The organism is Kribbella sp. NPDC050124, from assembly GCF_044460355.1.
Lineage (GTDB): Bacteria > Actinomycetota > Actinomycetes > Propionibacteriales > Kribbellaceae > Kribbella.
In genome coordinates this window covers 1-14,907 of record NZ_JBITJU010000053.1, presented here as the reverse complement: position 1 = coordinate 14,907, position 14,907 = coordinate 1, and the positions used below count along the sequence as shown (strand labels likewise).

The 14,907-nt window shown below is 65.2% G+C and carries 17 protein-coding genes; 12 read left to right on the top strand and 5 right to left on the bottom strand.

From position 1 onward, the window contains the following. Positions 1-464 precede the first annotated feature (464 nt). Together ACIBL3_RS46650 and ACIBL3_RS46645 are read left to right on the top strand one after the other, a co-directional pair. Positions 465-1,190, top strand: coding sequence for a class I SAM-dependent methyltransferase (locus ACIBL3_RS46650; RefSeq protein ID WP_396360510.1), 726 nt, complete (start codon positions 465-467; stop codon positions 1,188-1,190). Between the two features lie 205 nt (positions 1,191-1,395). Beyond that, entirely contained in the window at positions 1,396-1,884 is a 489-nt protein-coding gene (locus ACIBL3_RS46645; RefSeq protein ID WP_396360509.1) for a MarR family winged helix-turn-helix transcriptional regulator, read from the top strand. Between the two features lie 112 nt (positions 1,885-1,996). Here ACIBL3_RS46645 and ACIBL3_RS46640 read toward each other — a convergent pair whose 3' ends face one another. From ACIBL3_RS46640 to ACIBL3_RS46620, 5 genes are all read right to left on the bottom strand, one after another. After that, the gene (locus ACIBL3_RS46640; protein WP_396360508.1) at positions 1,997-2,560 is read right to left on the bottom strand and encodes a GNAT family N-acetyltransferase; all 564 of its coding nucleotides are present in this window, start codon (positions 2,558-2,560) and stop codon (positions 1,997-1,999) included. 102 nt (positions 2,561-2,662) lie between these two features. Further along, positions 2,663-3,712, bottom strand: a complete 1,050-nt coding sequence (locus tag ACIBL3_RS46635) for an ABC transporter permease (protein WP_396360507.1) — start codon at positions 3,710-3,712, stop codon at positions 2,663-2,665. Positions 3,713-3,882: 170 nt separating this feature from the next. Beyond that, the gene (locus ACIBL3_RS46630; protein WP_396360506.1) at positions 3,883-4,866 is read right to left on the bottom strand and encodes a hypothetical protein; all 984 of its coding nucleotides are present in this window, start codon (positions 4,864-4,866) and stop codon (positions 3,883-3,885) included. Positions 4,867-4,907: 41 nt separating this feature from the next. Further along, positions 4,908-5,765: an NAD(P)H-binding protein gene (locus ACIBL3_RS46625; protein ID WP_396360505.1), complete on the bottom strand. Its 858-nt coding sequence runs from the start codon at positions 5,763-5,765 to the stop codon at positions 4,908-4,910. Positions 5,766-6,166: 401 nt separating this feature from the next. Next, positions 6,167-7,636: an alpha/beta hydrolase family protein gene (locus tag ACIBL3_RS46620; protein WP_396360504.1), complete on the bottom strand. Its 1,470-nt coding sequence runs from the start codon at positions 7,634-7,636 to the stop codon at positions 6,167-6,169. A gap of 1,063 nt (positions 7,637-8,699) precedes the next feature. Between ACIBL3_RS46620 and ACIBL3_RS46615 the strand changes: the two genes are divergently transcribed. From ACIBL3_RS46615 to ACIBL3_RS46570, 10 genes are all read left to right on the top strand, one after another. Beyond that, positions 8,700-9,632 (top strand): haloalkane dehalogenase, encoded by a 933-nt coding sequence (locus tag ACIBL3_RS46615; RefSeq protein ID WP_396360503.1) that lies wholly within the window; start codon positions 8,700-8,702, stop codon positions 9,630-9,632. Between the two features lie 65 nt (positions 9,633-9,697). Next, complete coding sequence (locus tag ACIBL3_RS46610) at positions 9,698-10,195, top strand: DoxX family protein (RefSeq protein WP_396360502.1); 498 nt, start codon at positions 9,698-9,700, stop codon at positions 10,193-10,195. A 32-nt stretch (positions 10,196-10,227) separates the two neighbouring features. Then, positions 10,228-10,590, top strand: a complete 363-nt coding sequence (locus ACIBL3_RS46605; RefSeq protein ID WP_396360501.1) for a hypothetical protein — start codon at positions 10,228-10,230, stop codon at positions 10,588-10,590. 221 nt (positions 10,591-10,811) lie between these two features. Then, a complete protein-coding gene (locus tag ACIBL3_RS46600; RefSeq protein ID WP_396360500.1) occupies positions 10,812-11,747 on the top strand; it encodes an NAD-dependent epimerase/dehydratase family protein in 936 nt (311 codons plus the stop codon). After that, positions 11,744-12,667 carry an RNA polymerase sigma-70 factor gene (locus ACIBL3_RS46595; protein ID WP_396360499.1) on the top strand — a complete coding sequence of 308 codons (924 nt, stop codon included), beginning with the start codon at positions 11,744-11,746 and terminating at the stop codon, positions 12,665-12,667. The genes ACIBL3_RS46600 and ACIBL3_RS46595 overlap by 4 nt, the downstream gene beginning before the upstream one ends. Continuing rightward, positions 12,664-12,828, top strand: a complete 165-nt coding sequence (locus ACIBL3_RS46590) for a hypothetical protein (RefSeq protein ID WP_396360498.1) — start codon at positions 12,664-12,666, stop codon at positions 12,826-12,828. The genes ACIBL3_RS46595 and ACIBL3_RS46590 overlap by 4 nt, the downstream gene beginning before the upstream one ends. Positions 12,829-12,876: 48 nt before the next feature. Beyond that, the gene (locus tag ACIBL3_RS46585; RefSeq protein WP_396360497.1) at positions 12,877-13,257 is read left to right on the top strand and encodes a hypothetical protein; all 381 of its coding nucleotides are present in this window, start codon (positions 12,877-12,879) and stop codon (positions 13,255-13,257) included. A gap of 317 nt (positions 13,258-13,574) precedes the next feature. Further along, complete coding sequence (locus ACIBL3_RS46580) at positions 13,575-14,165, top strand: TetR/AcrR family transcriptional regulator (protein WP_396360511.1); 591 nt, start codon at positions 13,575-13,577, stop codon at positions 14,163-14,165. A gap of 258 nt (positions 14,166-14,423) precedes the next feature. Next, positions 14,424-14,561 carry a hypothetical protein gene (locus ACIBL3_RS46575; RefSeq protein WP_396360496.1) on the top strand — a complete coding sequence of 46 codons (138 nt, stop codon included), beginning with the start codon at positions 14,424-14,426 and terminating at the stop codon, positions 14,559-14,561. Continuing rightward, positions 14,561-14,830 carry a hypothetical protein gene (locus ACIBL3_RS46570; RefSeq protein WP_396360495.1) on the top strand — a complete coding sequence of 90 codons (270 nt, stop codon included), beginning with the start codon at positions 14,561-14,563 and terminating at the stop codon, positions 14,828-14,830. Before ACIBL3_RS46575 ends, ACIBL3_RS46570 begins: the two co-directional genes overlap by 1 nt. Positions 14,831-14,907 lie beyond the last annotated feature (77 nt).

The window sequence follows — 14,907 nt, the reverse complement described above, 5'->3', positions numbered from 1 at the left end:
ACCCCACGCCGCAGACACGACACACCCCGTTCACCACAACGTTGTCTCAAGCACGACACCGCTCAACGCATCCACGCCCGGTGAGAAAACCTCAGCGGTGAAATGCTTTGACGCTGAGATCGGGAGCCGCGCCTCGGGCATCCGGACAGATCTCGCGAGCGTGAGATGCCCGGGTACGCCCTTCGGTGGCCTCTCACGCGTACGGCGCGGAGTCCATCATCGGATGTTTACACCGTGCAGTGGCATCCATATAATATGAGTACCGTAGTGTTAGTGCGCGGCTCAGGCGCCGATCGAAGCTGATCATCGTCCGCCGCCTCTGTCACTTTGGCTGCCAAGTCGAGCGGTAGCCACCAGTGCAGGTGCACTTCAGGCGCATCGTTTCGTTGGCGAGGTCATCAACTTCCGTCCCCGCTGGGAGGGGCCGTCGGGTCAATTCAACAATCAGGCAGGAGGAGCCGACTGTGGATGCTGTTGAGGCAAGGTACGACGGTGTAGCGGCCGCGTATGACACGTGGGTGGGCGAGGGCTCGGTCCTCGCCGATCTCACCTTCGAGGAGCTGGTTGGCGGCGTAGAAGGCCAACAGGTTTGCTCAGTCGCGTGCGGACAGGGTAGGGAGGCGCGGTATCTGGCCGCCCAAGGTGCCGTCGTGACTGGCGTCGATCTGTCCGAGAACCTCCTCGCTCTGGCGCGACGGCACGAGGAAGCCGAGCCGATCGGTGTCTCTTACCTACAAGGAGATGCGCAAACTCTCGAGGGGCTCGCCTCCGGGTCGTTCGATGGGGCCGTTTGCTATCTGGCGCTCATGGACATCCCGAGCCTTGACGGTGTCCTGCAGTCCGTTGCGCGCATACTCCGGCCGGGGGGCTGGTTTGTCTTCTCGATCACGCACCCATGCTTCAAGACACCAGCTACCGGCGATCTCGTCGACCATACGAACAAGAGCGTTCGGCGGACGGTCGGGCGCTACTTTGCCGAAGGCTACTGGGATGGTCCAGGCCTATACAACGACGCGCTTCCCATCGGCGCCTACCACCGGATGCTAAGTACCTACGTTGACGCGCTGACGCGAGCAGGCCTGGTCATCGACCAGATGCGTGAACCACCGCGAGACCACGCACCGGTCTGGCAGGAAGTCCCGCAGCTCCTCTATGTCCGATGTCATCGTGGCGAGAGCCGTCCCCTCTGAAGTCGTGGCCGGCGGCGGCCAACCCACTGGAATGACCATCCCGGACGCAGGCTCTGGCCTGGCCCCACGGCTCGCCGTTCGTGGCGCCGCCCCGGTGTCCGCGGGTGTGCGGCGATCGCGAGTCGGGCATACGCGGCGGCCGATATCGAGGTCAGTGGTCAGCTATCATGACATTTGGCGTCATACGGTACGAGGAGCGAGATATATGACATCCGTTGCACCTGATGCTCGAGAGAAGCGGCGGCACCGGCAGCTGACCACGACGATCCGGGAATCGCTGCGCGAGATGAACATCCAGATGTCGCTGCTGAACCGGCAGGTTGGCACTCACCTCGGGCTCAAGGACGCCGATCTCGCCTGCCTCGACCTGATCAACCGGGAAGGACCACTGAGTCCTACGGCCGTCGCCAGCCGCTCCGGGCTGCATCCGGCGACGCTCACCGGCATCCTCGACCGCCTCGAGCGCGGCGGTTGGATCGCTCGGGAACGCGATCCGGCCGACCGCCGCGCCGTAGCGGTCCGCGCGCTCCGCGACCGCAACGCCGAACTGTTCAAGCTCTTGTCGGGCATGAACTCGTCGATGAACAAGATCTGTGCGGACTACAGCGTTACAGAACTCGAAGTGCTCGCCGATTTCCTTGATCGGACGACGAAGGCCGGCCAGCGCGCCACGGACGAGCTCGCCACCGGCTGACGAGGTGCAGGAAGCAGCCCGGGGGTAGCACTGCATGACATATCCGATCAACAGCCCCCTGCAACACCACGTCCAACCGCCTCAGAACGTCGTCCATGATGGCGACCCGGGGTCAGCCGTCGCCTTCTGAGACGGCACTGTCACGGCCGTCTCTGTCAACAGCAAGTTCGAACTCATGTTGCGTCGTATCGCAGGCGAAGGGAACCGAGGCGCCTGTCCGCGCGAAGCCGAGCTTTCTGTACATGGCCTGGGCGCGGACGTTGTTTTCGTGCACATACAAGCGCACCCGCTCGACGCGGGGATCAGGCAGCGTCCACGACCATTCGACGGCCGTCCGCAAGAGCTCGACGGCCAGGCCGGTGCCGCGCGCCTCAGGCCGAACGAAGACCCCGACGACCTGAGTCTGTGGCACCGTCGCCGCCGTGCCCAAGGCCACCGGTGCGCCGGGCAGTTCGACCAGCACGCTGACCGAACCCAACCATCGCCCGGTTTCATCCTCGGCGACGAACTGCCGCACCGCCTTTCCCTCGGCAGCATTGGTCGTACGGTCTTGCCAGAAACCATCGGGCAGGGCCGCAGCTTCTTCGTGCGTTCCGACGAAGGCCAGAGGTGCGTCTGGATCTTGCAGAGCAGCCAACCGTAGCTCCCTGACCTTGGGCCAATCATCCCGCTGCACGCTTCTAATAGTGTGGGTCACGCCCTCCTCCTGAAATCGACTGTGGTCTCACAGGCAAAGGCATTTTCATCCTCATCCTGGAACCACCGTGACATGCGATGCTTAGCCGACCAGAGCGTTGCGGCTTGCCGGCCGAAGCCGTCCGCCGAGTACGGCGAGCGTCAGTCCGGCCACAACCCAGGCGACGAGGGTCAGAACAGGTCTTCCGGCACCTGCACCGTCGAAGTAGCCCGTCGAGCGCAGCAACGTGCCTCCCGCGCCCGCGGGGAGGAACTGTCCGAGCGTGCCCAGGGCAGTCGGCAACATCTGCGGCGCGGACGCGACCCCGGACAGCGAGTTGCCGACCAGGAACATGGTCACTGCTCCGATGCCGATGCCCGCTGGTCCGATCACGGCAACAAGGCCGATCATCGTGAGCGAGATCGCCGTGACCACCAAGCCGACCGCGCCGGCGTTGATCCAGGCATCGCCGCCGATCGCGCCGAGCCAGGTCTGGGTTACCAACGTGACGACCCATCCGGCCGCGACCGCGGCGATCAGCGCACCGACAATCCGCCGCCGCATGCCTGTCACAAGGAACGACATGAGGATTCCGATGACCATGCCGCCCAAAACCATCGGCAGGGCCGCGGCAGTGAATACCGACCCGCGGGGGTCTTCCCCGGACAGAGGTACGACGTCTTCAACCTCCGGACCGCGTATCGGGGCGCCGCCGCCCTCGGCGAGTTGGCCTGCGATTCCCGTCAGGATCTGCGCGACGACCGGGCCGCCCGCCGACGCGATCAGTACCCGCGGCGGCTCGGTCGGCTCAAGTACGACGGCGCCGTACACATCCCTGTCCTGGATCAACTGGCGGGCAGCTTCGACATCGGCAGCATGCTGGAATTCCAGCGCATTCGGCATGACCTCGGCCACTTGCCGCTCGAGCTGAGCCATGGCCTCGGCAGGTCCGACGACCGCGACGGGGACGTCCCGTGGCGCCGACTCGGCTGGTGGCCAGGCGAACGCGGTCACCAGTACGCCCACCAGCAAGGCGAGCCCGACTCCGATGCCGAAGGTCCTCCGCCAACCTGTCGAGGGCGATGCTCCCGGCGGGGCGCCGGTAGCACCCGGCGTCGTTTGTGTGTCGTTTGTCAGTTCGACGAGTTCCACAATGGTTCCTCTGTGTGGGTGTTGATGAATGCAGTCGGCAATGGAGCGTGTGAGGCTGACCGGCAGCGCCCGGGATCCGGCCCGGAGCGCCGGCGTCGCCTACTCGTAGGGGATATGGGGATGAGTACGGCGAACCGGCGTACTCTGTGCTGGTAGTTCAGCCCGGTGCTTCACCGCGCAGTCCGGGTTGGTCGGTCTGCGTCGCTCGAGCGAGGTGGAATTTCTGTCAGAGCACCGCCGGTGAGGGCGTAGGTCGAAGTTTGTCCGTCTTCCTGGATGCTTCCTCTGATCACACTGGCTTGGTGCTTGCCGTCGCTGGCGATCGTCCAGAAGCTGATTGCCACCGTGGCGTCCGGCAGCTGACAGGTCTGCCCGGCCGGGTGCAGCGCGGCTGTGTTGCCCCGTACGGCGAAGTCCCATCGGCAACCATCCGGCGTCCGCACGGCGACGGTATGGGCTGATGCGGATGTGACGGTGAGCCGCCCCGTCTGTGGCCGCGCGGTGGGCGCGCCACCAGATCCCGTGTTTCGGTAGATGCCGATGTTGATGTTGGCGTCGGGATTCGGCGGGTCGTACTCCCAGTCTCCGGTGAACAGCCTGGTGGTGTCGGTCCGCTTGCTGTCATCGACCTTGGTACGGCGACCGTCAGCGAGGACGAACTGGTAGTCGCGCGCGGGGTGGTGGCTGACTCCGGCGATGGTCTCGCGCTCCTGCGGTCCGGTGACGGCGATCGACCATCGGGTGAGGGTGTAGCCAGAGCCGATGACCTGGTTGAAGCAGTACTGCGGCCCGTCGGCAAGTTCGAGCGAGCGCTCGTGCACCGCGAACCTCCAAGTGCAGCCCACGTTGGTGCGGCCGATGACGGTTCCCTCCGCGCCGGGCCAGAAGACGATGTCGCCGATCTGTGGCAACTGGACCGTCGAGCCCGGTGCCTGGAACGGAAACGGGCTCGGGCAGTCAGGTTCGGCCGCCAGGCACTTCAACTCCGCGACGTTGATCCCGTCGTCGCGATCCGGCAGGTCGTAGTTCCACCGCCCGACGTACTCGGTGACGTCGGGAGATTCGTGCGGGCGTTGGGACGCCAGGGCCGCTGCCGGCACGGCAGCGGCGCCCAGCGTCAGCGCCACAGTCAGCCCAATGGCAAAGCGGTACATGTCGAGCTCCTCCTGGATGTGTGGTGGCGAGCAGTGGCGCCCTAGGCCCGGAATGCGGCGGCGTGATCGGCGACCCACTGGGCGTAGCTGAGCGCAGGGCGCCCCAGGACGCTCTCCACGTCACCAGTGGGAGGGAGCTGGGGCGTGGTGGCGTAGGTCGCGTACCTGGCCATCAGTACAGTCACGAAAGACTCCGGGAACCCGTGGTCGGTCATTCTGGCGACGGCCTGTTGCGGTGTGATCTCGTGGAAGTGCAGTTGCCTGCCAAGGACATCGCCGATGACGGCAACCGCCTCGGCATGGGTGAGAGACTCCGGTCCAGTAAGCACCAGGCGCCGGCCCACCACCTCGTCAGTCAGCAGTGCGCGGGCTGCCACCGCGGCCATGTCACGCTCGTGGATGAACGACTCGGCGAACCCCGCGTAGACGTAGCGCACCACGTCACCAGCCTGGATCTGCTGTCCCCACATGCCGATGGTGTTCACCGCGAACGAACCGACCCGGAGGCTGGTCCACTCCAGGCCGCTGTCGACTGCGGCCTGCTCGGCCTCGAGGTTGCGATCTCCGCGGAAGCGGGACGGCTGCTCGGCCGGGTCGTCGTCGATGTTGGCCGCCGACAACGCGACCACCCGCCGCACACCGGCCGCTCGGGCCAGCTCCACCATTTCGAAGGCCGCGTCGCCGACGGCACGAGGATGCAGGAAGAGTGCCGTGACGCCGTCCAACGAGTCAGCGACCGTCTCCGGGCGGGACGGATCACCCTCCACAACCTCGACACCATCCGGTAGGCCCGCACTCGAGCGGTTGCGGGTGAGCGCTCGAACATCGGCACCCTCAGTCAGCAACAGGTCGACCAGCGGGCGCCCGACAGTCCCAGTAGCCCCAGAAACCAAAATCATGACAACCCCTCCAGGTAGTGATCCGGCATTCATATGATACGAGAACAGTAACAGATAGTTTGAGTTCCATATTGTATGAAGGACCTCACATCTGAGGCGGCCGGGCGTGACTCGGCACTGAGCCGACGAGGCTGATCGTCGTGCGCGACCTCGGGCGTCATGGTCGACGCCACCGCAGCCGCGGTGCTGGCCTGGCAGAGCTGAGGCCAGCGTCGGCCTCCGCAGCATCGACCGGCACCCCGGCCCTGGGCGTCACCGACGAAGCCTTCTACGCCGTCCTGCTCACGGACGCGTTCGGGAAGTGAAGAGTGCCGGCCGTCCGGCAGCGCCACCGGACGGACGGCACTCGCTCAGTGAGGCCCGCGAGCTGCGGACTCCTGGTCGGTGGGGTGAAGCGTGGTTCAACGTCGGCGAATCTCCATCTGGACTTCGCGATACTGCTGTGCTGGAGTGTCGAGAAGCGTCGCGGATCGCTGGTTGAGATGGCGGTCGAAGAACGCGCGCGAGTAGGCGTTGATGATGTGGTGGGCTCGGTCGGAACCGATCGGACCAGTGGCCCCGATGGTAGGCAGCAGCGGCGAGACCAGCGGGTAGTCGGTCAGGTTGAGATGGAACAGGCCGCGCACCACAACGAAGTAACGATCGCTTCGCGTTCTCTCGAAGGTGCTCCGCATCGTGCCTAGGTGTTCGTCGATTTCGGGCTGTGGCAGGTGTTCGAGCCGGAAGGTTTCGGAGTCGCGGGTGATCCACATCGCCGGCTGGGACAGCCCCTGAGAAACAACGATCTTCGGCATGGGCGAATCCATCATCAAACATGCCCGCAGCCGTAAATCCTGCCGGCATGCCTCGGCGGCGACGATTCCGCCCAGCGAGGGCCCGAACACACCGACCCGATCGAGGTCGAGGCTGCCGGTGAGAAGGTTGTGCGGATCCGACCGGTGAACGGCGACGAGTCGGTCGAGCGTGAATCGTACGTCCTGGGCCAAGTACGAGATGATGCCATCGGCGACGACGCGCCCATTGAGCTGAGGCGCCGGCTCGACGGCGGCGTAGCTCGATCGGACCAGCGGCAGCATCTCGTCGCGTGACCGTCCGGTGATACGGCGCCCGTCCGGGAACGCGACCGATGCGGCCACGTAGGGCTGGTCGATGGCAGCGACTATGTAGCCGTGGGACACCAAGTGCTCGACCTGAAAAGTGCTGTGCTGCCGGAAACCTCCGAACCCGTGCAGGAAGATCAGAACGGGAAAGCCCCGCTCGGTGGCGGCGGCCGGAGCAGACGCCGTCGAGTGCGTGGTGACGTACTTGAAGTGGCTGAAGGCGAATGCGGGTTGTCGTAACGCATACGCCAGAGCCGGCGTGACCGAGGCGGCATCCGGTATCCACGGCTCCTTCCCTCCGGAGCCGGACGACGCGGCGGGATACCAAATCTGAACCATCAGTTCCCTCCGGTCATCCGGATCGGCGGTGAAGACCTCCGGGCGATCGGTGTCGGTCCAGTGATATGTGGTCGTGCCGATCGCATAGGGACCGGTGGGTGTCGGGAAGTGAAACACGGGAACCAGCGCCGGTACCGCGACCGAGGTGACGAGCCCCAGCGCTGCCAGCGAGACGGCGAAGCCGACGGCGAATCGGCGGGACCGACTTGAGCCCGTCCTCCTGATCTCCGGCCGCCAAACCCGCCGCAGCCAGACCCCGCTCACCAAGACGACGAGAGAGTAGGCGGGGGCGAGCTGCCAGCGAGGGCCTTCCTCGACCAGTTGTATGACCATGGCTGCCATCGGCAGCGCCGCCGCTTGGGATAACCAGCGCGTTAGCCGGAGCGGGATCAGTAATGCAATCCACGCCGCGGCGGTGACGGCGATCAGCACGATCTCAAGAGGTCTCAACTCTTCAACTCCAGTGGTGTCCGGCGGCGGGTGAGAGCCGCCGCCGAGTGTGCAAGGCCGATGTGCCGACGAGCGATGCCTGCTGTGACCAGCAGAGCCCGAGCAGAATGCAACGAACATGGTTCGCGGGACCCCGATGCAGAAGCCTTTGGCGTCGGGGGATATGAGTGCTCCAGCGGTCCTGCTGGCGTAGCCCTCAGGAACGCACGGCCTATCAGGAGCTTTGACGGACTGGACACGTACGACGCACCGAAGCGCAGAGCTGAATCAGAGGCCGCGAAACGGCTCCACCAGCACCACCGGCCGTCGCGCCAGCACACTCAACTACTCGGTGAAGTATGTGGAGATTCTCCATCCTTTCACGAAGCAGAACCAAGGTTGTCCGACTTGGAAGCAGAGTATCAGATCAAGACGATATGCAACTCATAATTTGTGGATTCGATGGACCCCCGCCAGCCGGCGCCCGCACCTGCAGGACGGGCTCAGTGACCTGCGCCTGACGATGCCTCATGTCGCCAAGATCACCGATCGCTGAGCCCTCGGTGCTCCCGCCAACAGCTACCTCGCAGATGTTCTCCCTCGTGCCGGCGGCAAGTTCTCCGCTGTCAGCTGGCGTTCTCAGGATGCGCCCCGCGCAGGATCGTGGCGTGGTCTCTTGGCAAGGTCGCTGCCTCGGTGCGGGCCACGCAGGTGGAGTACTATGGAGTCCATATGATATCGTCCAGATATTATCAAGACGCATGCGGACTCGAGGACGGCCTGACCCTGCGCCGGACAGGCGTCAAACCCCGGCGGTGCCACACCGTCAGGTACCGCAGCTCTTGGGCTCTGTAGGAAGCTCCCACAACAGAAGGCAGAGATGATGATGGACCGTCAACCCGCCAACATGCCGGACACCACTGGATCGAGGCGGATCAGTGGCCGTCGAGGGTTTCTCGCCGGCACGGCCGTCGTGGCCGGCAGTCTGGCCGCCGGCTTCGCGGCCGCGCCAGGCCTGAGACGCGCAGATGCTGCAACGGCAAGAGGTGAGGAATGCGGAGCGAGCGTGCTGCGTACGCCAGACGACCGGTTCGCAGACCTGCCCGACTATCCGTTCAAGCCGAACTACGTCACCGTTCCGCTCGAGCCCGGAACCGATGAGACGCTGCGCCTGCACTATGTCGACGAGCGGCCGAGCGACCCGTCGAAGGCTTCTGGGGAGACCATCGTGCTCCTGCACGGCAACCCTGCATGGAGCTACCTGTACCGGCATGTGATCCCGCCGCTGGTGGCGGCCGGACATCGCTGTATCGCCGTCGACCTCGTCGGCCACGGCAAGTCTGACAAGGTGGCCGACCGGTTCTCCTACTCCTACGCGAGTCACGTGCGATGGCTGCGCGAAGCGCTGTTCAAGCGACTCGGCCTGCGCAACGTGACACTCGTTTGCCATGACTGGGGAGGGACCCTCGGACTGCTTCTACTCGCACAGAATCCCGACCGGTTCCGCCGCGTGGTCGCGTCGAACACCGGACTCCGGGAAGGTGGCGCGGACCTCGGACCCGGCTGGCAGCACATGGCGAAGTGGCTGCAGCTCACCCAACGCACCGAGGATCTCAGGTGCGGCCCGATCGTCGACGGGTTCTCGCTGACCGAGCTACCCGCCACGGTTCAAGCCGCCTATGACGCGCCATACCCGGCCGATGCGTATCTGCACGGCGTACGCCGGTTCGCCGTACTCATCCCGATCAACGCCGACGACGAAGCGAACCCGATGATCAGCGACGCGTGGAAGGTGCTGCAGCGGCTGCGCACGCCGTTCCTGTGTCTGTTCAGTGCCCAGGACCACGTCACTCGGGGCAACCACTCGGCCCTGAGCGACCACATTCCCGGCGCGAAGGGACAGCCTCATCTGGCCATCGAAGGGGCGGCGCACTTCGTGCAGGAAGACCGCCCCGCCGAGTTCGCGGCAGCCGTCAACGCGTTCATCAGCTCGACGTGATCAGTTGACCGGTCCCGCCCGCAGTCGCGTGGCCGGACCGGTCCCAACCACCAGGAGACATCGCAATGTTTGACATCACCGTCTGGGTCGCAGAGGGATTCGTAGCCCTCTTCTTCCTTGCCGCCGGCCTACCGAAGGTCATCGGCAAGGGCATCGACCGCTGGATCGGCTTCGACCAAGTCCCCAGGCGCCTGACCATCGTCATCGGGCTCTCGGAGATCGCCGGAGCGACCGCCCTCGTCGTACCACTGCTCATCAACGAGCTCGAGTGGACCACACCACTGGCTGCCCTGGGCATCGGCGTCGTCTCCCTGATGGCCGCCGGTTTCCATCTCCGCAACCGTGAATGGTTGGCGACTCTGGAGACCACCCTCTGGGCGTCGCTGGCCGCGTCGATCGCGGTCGCACGGTGGGGCGAACTGGCGACCGCGCCGTCGATCTCGAAGGACGTGCTCGTGCCCATCCTGCTCGTGCTGGTCCCGGCGACGATCACCAACCTCGTGTTTCTCACGCGCGCGACCACACCCGACAAACTCGAGGGGCGGACGGCCGCTGTCAACTGAGCCAGGCGCCCAACCGGACACGGAGAATCACCATGGAAATCGTCCGCCTCGGACTACTGCTCCTCCACCTGCTCGGCTTCTCGGTCCTCCTCGGTGGGCTGATCAGCCAGGCTCGGCAACAGAACAAGCAAGTGACCGGACTGGTACGCGGCGGCGCCGGGCTCGCGGTGGTCACAGGACTTGCGCTGGTCGGCGTCATCGAAGCCAACGGCGGCGCCGTCGACACCGCGAAGATCGGCGTCAAGCTGGGCATCAGCGTCGTCATCCTCGCGCTGGCCGTCAGGACAAGTCGCCGTGACAAGATCTCCACGGGTCTGTGGATCATCCTGCTGGCACTCTCAATCGGGGACGTCAGCGTGGCACTGTTCTGGTCGCCGGCACACGGCTCGTACTGAATTGCGGGAAGGTTGGCTCGGGAGCGCTTGCGGGAGTAGTTGTTCCCGCAGCTCGGCTGGCCAAGACGAACAGGTGGGGTATCCGCGGAGCCGGTTGTCTGCCTCAATCGCGGGGGGCAGAGCCCCCATTCTGCGGACCTTCTCCGCCCATGTCACAGATGGACAACCTGTCTCGTCTCGGGTTCGACAGACAGACTCTGGAATCAGAAAGGTGATTGGACATGCGGGTGTTCGTGGCAGGCGCGGCAGGGGTTCTGGGGCGGCAGTTGGTGCCGCAGCTTGTAGCCCGTGGTCACCAGGTGACAGCTACGACGAGAAGCAAGGGCAGGTTTGGCCTGTTGAAGCAACTCGGCGCAGAGCCGGTCCTGATGGACGGGCTCGATGGGGTGTCGGTAGGTGAGGCAGTGGCAGCAGCCCGGCCGGACGCCATCGTTCACCAGATGACGGCCATCTCCCCGGTCAACGCGGGAACGGAACCGAATTTCAAGCACATGGATCGGTGGTTCGCCACGACCAACCGGCTGCGTACCGAAGGCACGGACCACCTGCTGGCCGCCGCCGAGGCGACCGGAGTGTCGAACTTCGTCGCGCAGAGCTACGCCAACTGGAACGGCATCCGTGCAGGCGGATGGGTCAAGACCGAGGATGACCCGCTTGACATGCATGAAGGGACGTCACAGCATGCTGGAGCGGTGGCGATCCGCCACCTGGAGGACGCGGTTGTCAAGGCCGGCGGCGCGGTGCTGCGGTACGGCGGTCTGTACGGGCCGGGCGCTACTGATGATCAGGTCGAGCTCGTGCGCCGGCGGAAGTTCCCGCTCGTGGGTGAAGGCACTGGCTATGCCTCGTGGATTCATCTCACCGACGCCGCCAGCGCTACCGTCTTGGCTGTGGAGCGGCAGGCCGATGGCGTGTTCAACATCGTTGACGACGAACCGGCCCCGGCCAGCGAGTGGCTGCCCTATCTGGCCAAGGTCGTCGGCGGCAAGCCTCCGATGCGGGTGCCCAAATGGCTGGCTCGCATGCTGGTCGGTGAAGTGGTGGTGATCATGATGACCGAGGGACGTGCCTTTTCCAACGTCAAGGCCAAGCGGGAACTCGACTGGGAGCTGCGGTACCCGTCGTGGCGAGAGGGCTTCAAGGAAGGCTTGGCGTGACCCGAGCTGAGGAGTTCGAGGAGCTGAGGCCGCTGCTGTTTGCGATCGCCTACAGAATCCTGGGCAGCGTGAGCGAGGCAGAGGACGCGGTCCAGGAGACCTGGATGCGCTATGCGGCCTCCCCGACGCAGCCACAATCGACCAAGGCCTTCCTGTCGGCTGTTGTCACCCGAATCTCGATCGACGTCCTGCGGTCTGCCCGTGCCCGACGGGAGGAGTACGTAGGCCAATGGCTTCCCGAGCCGCTGCTGACCGACACCTACGAGGACCCGGAGCGTTCGGCTGAACTGGCCGACTCGATGTCGATGGCGGCGCTGTTGCTGCTGGAGCGTCTCAGCCCGCTCGAACGCGCTGTCTTCGTGCTGCGGGAGGTTTTCGGGTTCGACTTCCCGGAGATTGCGGCGGCCGTCGGGCGGTCGGAGGCGGCCTGCCGTCAGCTCGCCGTACGAGCGCGCCGCCACATGGACGCGGGTCGGCCTCGGTTCGCGGCCGACCGAAGAGACCGCGAGCAACTCGCCGAGAGATTCTTTGACGCCTTCAGAGAAGGGGACGTCGACGGGCTGAGGGAGCTCCTCGCCGCCGACGTCCAGATCGTTGCGGACTCCGGCGGTAAGGCACCTCAGTGGGCTGCAGGCATCGTGGGGATCGACAATGTGGCCCGGGTGCTTGCTGCGATCGTGGCGCCGTTGGTGCGCATCGGTGGCCTGGTCGAGCCGCACGATGTGAACGGCCAACCAGGCGCGATCTTCCGTGATCGGGACGGCAGGGTGGTCAATACCTGGGCCCTGGAAATCCTCGACGGACGGATTCAGACGATCCGTTCTGTGATCAACCCCGACAAGCTCAGGCACGTAGGACCTGTGGCGGACGCCTGGGCAGTAATCCGCGAGGGCAACCGGGCGCGTCGATCTGTGGAATGACCGGGAAGCGCTCCTCGCTGCCGGCATCGGTCGCCTACACAGTGACCGTCAAGGACCCCGCCACCACACGCCGGCTGCTGGACGCCAATCAGTTCCCAGTACGACGTTCAGCCGCCGGCGACGCGCTCGTCTCCGGCGTCATCACACCCGGAAAATATTGAATCTGACGACATAAGCTCATGCTTCACGAAAGGACAGAGGTCTCTACAATGAAGGCCTGGATTTCACGCGCCCTCCTGGTATTTGCCACCGCGATCACGCTGCTCGCAGGCACCGCAACTGTCGCCAACGCGGCCGACACGGTACTGATCTATTGGCAGAGCGCACAGATGGTCGGCTCCATCCGTCACATCGACGACGGCGACAACTTCGAAGTCTGCGATCTCCGGGCCGACGGGCACGGCGTGACAGGATTGGTGTACATACCAGGGGGCGGTGGCCTTGGAGGTCCTGAAGACGACGGCGGAGACGCGGGCTGTGACACCTTCCACTATGACGTCCAAGAAGGCGTCACCTACGTACTTGAGATTCGATGGAACGCCCCAAGTTCGGAAGGTGGCGGCAAAGCTTGGAAGTACTTCACCGAATGACTGAGTGTTTCTGGCGCAACGAGCAGTCGCACCTTGACGGTTCCCTGGCGCTGGTCGTTTCGCCAGGTTGTGAGATGGTCGAAAGACGACCTCGAGGAAATACCTGCGAGAGGCGGCCTTGACGATCTACTGGCAACCGCTCGGACGCCAGGTCAGGATCTGAGGCACCGTCGAAGCCGCGGACGCGCGGGACAGCGCACGCGACTTTCTGGCGAGGTCGTCTTCGGTCTGATCGGCAACAGAGCGAACCGGCCGATGCCGAGGCCGACCTGACGGTGGCCGTTCGCCGCCGCCGCGGAAGAGAGAAAGGGTTGCCGATGCCACGGGTGAGCCAGCAGTACAAGGACGATCAGCGCGGCGAGATCCTGGCCGCGGCGCGCCGATGCTTCGTCCGGAACGGCTTTCATCGCACCTCCATGCAGGACGTGTTCACCGAGGCCGGCAAGTCTGCGGGCGCGGTGTATGGGTACTTTCCCACCAAGGACGACCTCATCATCGGCGTCGCGACCCAGAACCTCGACGACGTCACGCAGCTGCTGCGCACTGCGCTGACCCGCCTCGAGGGCGAGCGCGGGGTCGGTCAAGTGATGGCGGAACTTCTCGAAGCGGTAGTCGAGCGCCACCAGGACAAGCAGCTGGCCCCCCTCGCGCTGATGGTCTGGTCCGAGTCGCTTCGTAATCCTGGCCTGATCGAACGACTCGATGACGCCGCGGTCAGCATGAGCCAGACTATGGCGGCATTCGTTCGCGAACGGCAGCAGGAAGGTGCCTGGACGGGTGCGCCCGCCGAGATGGTGGCCCGCGTGATCCTGTCGATCCTGCCGGGCTTCCTGCTCAAGCTGGCCCTACGCGGCCCGGACTCGGTGGCCGGGTTCCCCGACGCCGTCCGCGCCCTCTGGCCTAGGTGAACCGTCGGTCGATCCGTTGACCGTCGGAGCGGTACGGAGGCGTCCGTTGGGCCGACGTCTGCCGGAGGTCGTCCCCCGAGTAGCTGCCCCCGACCGGCAGGCTGTCGACCCCGCCTTCTGGCGCGGAGTCACAGGGCCCCGAGACGCCGGAGGTGATGAGCTTCCGGGGACGGTGCGAGTCGGTGTGCGGCTGGCAGCGATTTGTTTTGTGTGGGGAGGAAGGGGGAGTGGCGCGAGCTGGGCCGCAGGGTGGCGGCGGTGGCTGAGCGGATCCGGGCGCGACTCGAGTCGATCGGGGCCGCGGATCTGGTCACGCAGGACGTCTTGATCAGGGTGGTCGAGGCGTTGGAGAAGCATCAGTGGCTGTTGCGCGTGCAGCTTGGTGAGAAGGCCTGATGACGGTCACCAGAGGGTTCGTCGGCCGGCGTACTGCGGATTCTTCGCGAGTACCGCCCGGGCAGTACGTCACGCGGGATTTCCCGGTGTTGTCGGCCGGCCCGACCCCGTACACGCCGCTGGACGCGTGGGACTTCACGATCCGTGGAGCCGTCGACAAGCCGGTCTCCTGGTCGTGGACCGAATTGCCGACCCGGGCGGCCCATGCGCTGGCTTTCTCCGACGGCGGTTACACGACGAACATTGCCAGTTGTCGCTTGCCAGCGTGATGGGACCACCTCGTTGCCACGAGCATGGGACCACCTGGAGGTGTCAGTGAGCATCGCGGGCCTCGGTGGTGGTGTCA

Coding starts and splice junctions, on each gene's coding strand:
- ACIBL3_RS46630 (WP_396360506.1), bottom strand. CDS start 4,866: ATGTACCGCTTTGCCATTGGGCTGACTGTGGCGCTGACGCTGGGCGCC.
- ACIBL3_RS46610 (WP_396360502.1), top strand. CDS start 9,698: ATGTTTGACATCACCGTCTGGGTCGCAGAGGGATTCGTAGCCCTCTTC.
- ACIBL3_RS46600 (WP_396360500.1), top strand. CDS start 10,812: ATGCGGGTGTTCGTGGCAGGCGCGGCAGGGGTTCTGGGGCGGCAGTTG.
- ACIBL3_RS46605 (WP_396360501.1), top strand. CDS start 10,228: ATGGAAATCGTCCGCCTCGGACTACTGCTCCTCCACCTGCTCGGCTTC.
- ACIBL3_RS46570 (WP_396360495.1), top strand. CDS start 14,561: ATGACGGTCACCAGAGGGTTCGTCGGCCGGCGTACTGCGGATTCTTCG.
- ACIBL3_RS46590 (WP_396360498.1), top strand. CDS start 12,664: ATGACCGGGAAGCGCTCCTCGCTGCCGGCATCGGTCGCCTACACAGTG.
- ACIBL3_RS46645 (WP_396360509.1), top strand. CDS start 1,396: ATGACATCCGTTGCACCTGATGCTCGAGAGAAGCGGCGGCACCGGCAG.
- ACIBL3_RS46625 (WP_396360505.1), bottom strand. CDS start 5,765: ATGATTTTGGTTTCTGGGGCTACTGGGACTGTCGGGCGCCCGCTGGTC.
- ACIBL3_RS46580 (WP_396360511.1), top strand. CDS start 13,575: ATGCCACGGGTGAGCCAGCAGTACAAGGACGATCAGCGCGGCGAGATC.
- ACIBL3_RS46585 (WP_396360497.1), top strand. CDS start 12,877: ATGAAGGCCTGGATTTCACGCGCCCTCCTGGTATTTGCCACCGCGATC.